Annotated in this window: 5 protein-coding genes and 2 pseudogenes; 3 read left to right on the top strand and 4 right to left on the bottom strand. The window is 76.3% G+C overall.

What is annotated here, in order from left to right:
- Positions 1–94, top strand: a pseudogene (locus tag AB0D08_RS40060) (glycosyltransferase); the annotation flags it as partial.
- Positions 95–421: 327 nt separating this feature from the next.
- Here AB0D08_RS40060 and AB0D08_RS40065 read toward each other — a convergent pair.
- From AB0D08_RS40065 to AB0D08_RS40075, 3 genes are all read right to left on the bottom strand, one after another.
- A complete protein-coding gene (locus tag AB0D08_RS40065; protein ID WP_359895289.1) occupies positions 422–796 on the bottom strand; it encodes a S4 domain-containing protein in 375 nt (124 codons plus the stop codon).
- A gap of 38 nt (positions 797–834) precedes the next feature.
- A complete protein-coding gene (locus tag AB0D08_RS40070; protein ID WP_051813935.1) occupies positions 835–1422 on the bottom strand; it encodes a GNAT family N-acetyltransferase in 588 nt (195 codons plus the stop codon).
- 70 nt (positions 1423–1492) lie between these two features.
- Positions 1493–2038, bottom strand: a complete 546-nt coding sequence (locus AB0D08_RS40075; RefSeq protein WP_359895290.1) for a YbaK/EbsC family protein — start codon at positions 2036–2038, stop codon at positions 1493–1495.
- A gap of 124 nt (positions 2039–2162) precedes the next feature.
- On the opposite strand from AB0D08_RS40075, the gene pgm reads away from it, so the two are divergent.
- Both pgm and AB0D08_RS40085 read left to right on the top strand, forming a co-directional pair.
- Positions 2163–3803, top strand: coding sequence for a phosphoglucomutase (alpha-D-glucose-1,6-bisphosphate-dependent) (gene pgm / locus AB0D08_RS40080; RefSeq protein WP_033824120.1), 1641 nt, complete (start codon positions 2163–2165; stop codon positions 3801–3803).
- Between the two features lie 142 nt (positions 3804–3945).
- The gene (locus tag AB0D08_RS40085) at positions 3946–4824 is read left to right on the top strand and encodes a helix-turn-helix domain-containing protein (RefSeq protein WP_359895292.1); all 879 of its coding nucleotides are present in this window, start codon (positions 3946–3948) and stop codon (positions 4822–4824) included.
- 446 nt (positions 4825–5270) lie between these two features.
- Here AB0D08_RS40085 and AB0D08_RS40090 read toward each other — a convergent pair.
- Positions 5271–5494 (bottom strand): annotated as a pseudogene (locus tag AB0D08_RS40090) (hypothetical protein); the annotation flags it as partial.

Consider the following 5494-nt stretch of genomic DNA (forward strand, 5'->3'; position numbering starts at 1 on the left):
CCACACACTGTCGGCGGTCCCGGCCGGACGACGGCTGCTGGTGCTGGACGGCGAGCCCGGCCCGTGGCTCCCCGCCGGCTGGCAGGTGGTGCCGCCCGAGCGTCGCCTTCGCGGCGGCCGGACTGCCGCCGAGCTCGGCCCGCAGCACCTTCATCACCGTGACCGCGCCTGCCGACGGATCGTCCAGCCGCAGGTGGACCGGACCGTGCCGGGCCAGCAGCCGCGCCCGCAGATCGGCCGGCACCGGGCCGGAGCCGCAGGCGATCGTGCCCGGACCGCACACCGCGCAGCTCACGTCGTACGACCACTCGACCTGCCCGCCGGCCGGCGACGCACCGGCGGTGCAGAGCGCGTCCCCGCCGCAGCTCTCGCAGTCGACCCGGTACTCGACTTCGTACATCAGGCCTCCCCCGGGCAGCGGTCACAGGCCGCGCAGCCGTTCCAGGTCCCGGCGCTCGCGCTTGGTGGGGCGGCCGGCGCCGCGGTCGCGGACGGCGGCCACCGGGATCTCGGCGCGCGGCGGGGGCGGCGGGCTGTTGTCCACGTAGCACTCGGCGGCGGGCGCAGGGCCGACCCGCTTGCGGACCAGCCGGGAGACCACCACCACCCGCTCCCGCCCGTCGTGGAAGACCCGCACCTCGTCGCCCGGGCGCAGCGACTGCGCGGGCTTGACCCGGTCCCCGTTCACCTTCACGTGCCCGGCCCGGCAGGCCGCGGCCGCCAGCGCTCTGGTCTTGGTCAGCCGGACCGACCAGATCCAGCTGTCGACCCGCACCGATCCCTCGTCCGACTCCATACCCACGACCCTAGCCCGCCCGGCCGCCGGCACCGGAATCATTCCGCCGGGTCCTCGCCCTCGCCCTCGTCGTCGCCGTCGTCGCGGGCCGGGCGCTCGAAGACGATCTCCAGGCCGTCCCGCTCGTCCCACTGCTCGCCGACCTCGGCGAAGCCGAAACGCCGGACCACGGCCAGCGAGCCGGTGTTGTCCGGGGAGACGGTCGCCCGCACGGTCTCGACGGCGGGCTCGGTGGCGGCCAGGCGCAGCAGTTCGGCCAGGATCGCGGTGGCGTACCCCCGACGGCGGGCGGCCGGCAGCACCGAGTAGCCCACCTCCACCATGCCGGCCCCGTCCGGTGCGCCGTGGAACCCGGCGTACCCGACCACCGCACCGTCCGCCCGGTCGACCGCGACCCGCACCAGCCACGGCGCGTCCTGCGGCCGCTCGGCGAGCTGGGCGAGCCGGTAGCCCCACAGCCAGCGGGCCTGCTCGGTGAGGAAGTACGGATCGAGCGCGGTGCCGACCAGCGCGCCGGCGCCCGCGAGGTCCCCGGCCAGCAGGGCGGTCAGCGCGGGCGCGGGCAGCGGCAGGAACCGGATCCGCTGCGAGGGGGTGCGCGCGGGGTGGGTGGTGAGGGTGTCCATGGGCGGATCGTCGGGCCACCGCCGCCGCCATGTCCAGCGGATTTCCCGTGCGACGCCACCGGCGCCCACTTCAGCCGACCGGGATGCCCAAGCCCTCCAGCACGGTCGCGGTGGGCAGTTCGGCGAGCAGCCGGCCCGGCAGCCAGAGCTTCGCGCCGCGGACGCCCGCGCCGACCACCACCCGCGGGTGGGCGGCCACCGCGGCGTCGACCAGGACCGGCCAGTCGGCGGGGAGCCCGATCGGGGTGATGCCGCCGTACTCCATGCCGGTGGCCGCCAGCACGGCCTCCACCGGCGCGAACGAGGCCTTGCGGGCGTCCAGGTGGCGCCGGACCAGGCCGTTGACGTCGGCCCGGGTGGTCGCGGCGACCAGGCAGGCGGCGTACGTCGTGACGGCGCCCCGGCGGGCCGCGACCACCACGCAGTTGGCGGAGTCGGCCAGGGACACCCCGTACCGCTCGCAGAACGCCGCGGTGTCGGCGAGCTCCGGGTCGATCGCGGCGGCCGCGACCTCGGCGGCCCGGTCGGCGGGCCAGCTGGCGAGGGCGGCCGCGACCGGCGCGGCGAGCAGGTCGGGACGGGTCAGCGCGGGCCGGGTGCCGAGTGTGGTGTCCATCCGGCCATCCAAGCGCATCCGGGGACCGAACCCGGGGCCGGAGGGCCGGTCGCCGCCCGCACGGCGCGCCGGGGCTGCTGTACTGGTGGCTCAGGTCCGACAGTTGACGACCCAAGGAGACGTGATGGCGCACGCACGGGCCGGCGAGCAGGCACAGCCAGGGGATCTGGTCGACGTGGCGAGGCTGGTGACGGCGTACTACACGCTGCACCCCGACCCGCAGGAGCCGGGGCAGCGGGTCGCGTTCGGGACCTCCGGGCACCGCGGCAGCTCCCTGGACACCGCCTTCAACGAGGACCACATCGCCGCCACCACCCAGGCGATCTGCGAGTACCGGGCCGCCCGGGGCACCACCGGACCGCTGTTCCTCGGCGCGGACACCCACGCCCTTTCGGAGCCCGCCCGGGCCACCGCGATCGAGGTGCTCGCCGCCAACCACGTCACACTGCTGCTGGACAGCGAGGACGGCTACACGCCCACGCCCGCCGTCTCGCACGCCATCCTCGCCCACAACCGCGCCAACCCGCTGGCCCGCGCCGACGGGATCGTGGTCACCCCGTCGCACAACCCCCCGCGCGACGGCGGGTTCAAGTACAACCCGCCGAACGGCGGGCCGGCCGGCTCCGACGCCACCGGCTGGATCCAGGACCGCGCCAACGAGCTGATCCGCGCCGGCCTGGCCGGCGTCCGCCGGATGCCGTACCCGAAGGCCCTGGCGGCGGACACCACCGGGCGCTACGACTTCCTCGGCCGCTACACCGAGGACCTGCCGTCCGTGCTCGACCTGGACGCCGTACGGGCGGCCGGGGTGCGGATCGGCGCCGACCCGCTCGGCGGCGCCTCCGTCGCGTACTGGGGCCGGATCGCCGAGACGCACCGGCTCGACCTGACGGTGGTCAACCCGCTCACCGACCCGGCCTGGCGGTTCATGACGCTCGACTGGGACGGCAGGATCCGGATGGACTGCTCCTCCCCGTACGCGATGGCCTCGCTGATCGGCCGCCGTGACGAGTACACCGTCGCCACCGGCAACGACGCCGACGCCGACCGGCACGGCATCGTCACCCCCGACGGCGGGCTGATGAACCCCAACCACTACCTGGCCGTCGCCATCGACTACCTCTACCGCCACCGCGCCGACTGGCCCGCCACCGCGGCGGTCGGCAAGACCCTGGTCTCCTCCTCGATGATCGACCGGGTGGCGGGTGAACTGAAGCGCGACCTGGTGGAGGTGCCGGTCGGCTTCAAGTGGTTCGTCGACGGGCTGCTTGAGGGCACCATCGCGTTCGGCGGCGAGGAGTCCGCCGGGGCGTCGTTCCTGCGGCGCGACGGCGGGGTCTGGACCACCGACAAGGACGGCATCCTGCTGGCGCTGCTCGCCTCCGAGATCACCGCCGTCACCGACCGCAGCCCCTCCCAGCACTACGACGACCTGACCGCCCGCTTCGGTGCCCCCGCCTACGCCCGGGTCGACGCCCCGGCCGACCGCACCCAGAAGGCCGCGCTGGCCAGGCTCTCCGCCGACCAGGTCGACGCCGACCGGCTGGGGGGCGAGCCGATCACCGCCGTGCTGACCGAGGCCCCCGGCAACGGCGCGGCCATCGGCGGCCTGAAGGTCTGCACCGAGAACGCCTGGTTCGCGGCGCGCCCCTCCGGCACCGAGGACGTCTACAAGATCTACGCCGAGAGCTTCCACGGCCCCGACCACCTCGCGCAGGTCCAGGACCAGGCACGGGCGCTGGTCGCCCAGGTACTGGGCGCCTGAGAACGGCCCGGCCCCGGACCGTACGCGGCGGCCCGTCGCGCGGCGGCCCGGGGCCGGACCGGCCGTTCCCCGTTCCCAGGTCCCCGGTCCGCGGACGGCCGACGGATCGAGGACTCAGGACACCAGGCCCAGGGAGGTACCCGTGCACTACCGGTCCGGCCCCGACCGGCGGTGGGAGCTGGCCCAGGCGCTGCCGCACCCGCTGCTGCGCCCGGGCGTCCACGGCTACCGGGGTGTCCGCCTCGCGCCCGGCGGGCCGCGCCGGCGGCTGGAGGTCCCGACCGGCGAGGTCACCCTCTTCCTCGGGTTCGACCGCCCGATCCGGATCACCGATGCCGCCGGCGCCCGCACCGAATCGTTCGGCTCGCTGCTCTCCGGCCCGCGGACCCGCGGGTCCACCGGCGAGCACGACGGCGGGCTGTACGGCGTCGAGGTGGTGATGGCGCCCTGGGCGGCGTACCGGATCTTCTCGCTGCCGATGTCCGAACTCACCGGCCGAGCGGTTGAGTTGGAGGACGTGCTGGGTGCTCGGGCGGCGCGGACCCTGACCGGCCGGCTGGCCGGCGCACCCGACTGGCCCCGGCGGTTCGCCGCCCTCGACGCCACCCTGGTCCGGCTGCACGGCGCCGGACCGCAGCCCGCGCCGCAGGTGGTGGCGGTCCGGGAGGAACTGATCCGCACGGCCGGCCTGGTGCCGGTCCAGGACCTCGTGGCACTCAGCGGCTGGAGCTGGCGGCAGCTGGACCGGCGCTTCCGCGAGCAGGTCGGCCTCGGCCCGAAGGCCGTCGCCCGGGTGCTGCGGCTGCGGGGCTACCTGCGGCTGACCGAACTCGGCCGCCCGCCCGCCGAGGCGGCGCCCGCGGCCGGGTACTACGACCAGGCCCATCTGTGCCGTGAGTTCCGGGCCATGACCGGTCTGACGCCCGGCCGGTTCCTGGCCGAGCGGCGGACGGTGAAGCCGGGGCCGCCCGCCCCCGATCGGCTGAGCGGCGAGGTCACCAGCGTCGTCCTTCCCCCGTGACGCGTGCGACCCCCGGCCCTCACCGGACCGGGCGGCCCCGGCGGCTTCGTCAGCGGGGCCTGGCGGCCCTGCCGTTGCGGGGGCGGGCGGCGCCCACCCGGTGGCAGCACGCGGAGGTCCCGGCGCCGCGCGCGTCGTTCGCGACATCCGGGCCCGGACGGCGGGCCGGCGCCGCGGAGGCGGGGATCCTGGCGGTGGGTCGGGCCACGAGACGCCTCCAGCGATGTGGTTGACCGGGACGCGACGAACGTAGTCAACCTGCGCCACCGCCGTATTGGACGAATTGGTCATGGCCGCCGGGGCCTGGGATCCGGCTCCGGCACCGCCCGCTCCCCGGCCCCGCACACCGGGGGAGGGCCGCTGGCCCAGGTGGCGGTACCGGGTGCCCCTTGCGCGTGGACCGGTCACCCGTCCCCGCGGGCCCCGGCCCGCCGCCCGACCGGCCGTCAGCGGACGCCCCGGACCCGCTCCCTGCGGCCCCGCGCCCCGCCTCCGAGCCGCCGTCCACCGGCCGGCGGACGGACCGTCACCCGGCCGTCCGACAGCAGGCAGGCCCGCGCGCTGCCCGCGCTGGCCGGCTGGAGGTCGGTGAAGCCGGCCTCGAACTCCGCGCGGGGGTGTTCGACGGACCCCAGCGAGACCACCTCGCGGCGGAACAGCCCGGCCAGCA

The sequence above is a fragment of the Kitasatospora sp. NPDC048540 genome, assembly GCF_040651175.1.
Lineage (GTDB): Bacteria > Actinomycetota > Actinomycetes > Streptomycetales > Streptomycetaceae > Kitasatospora.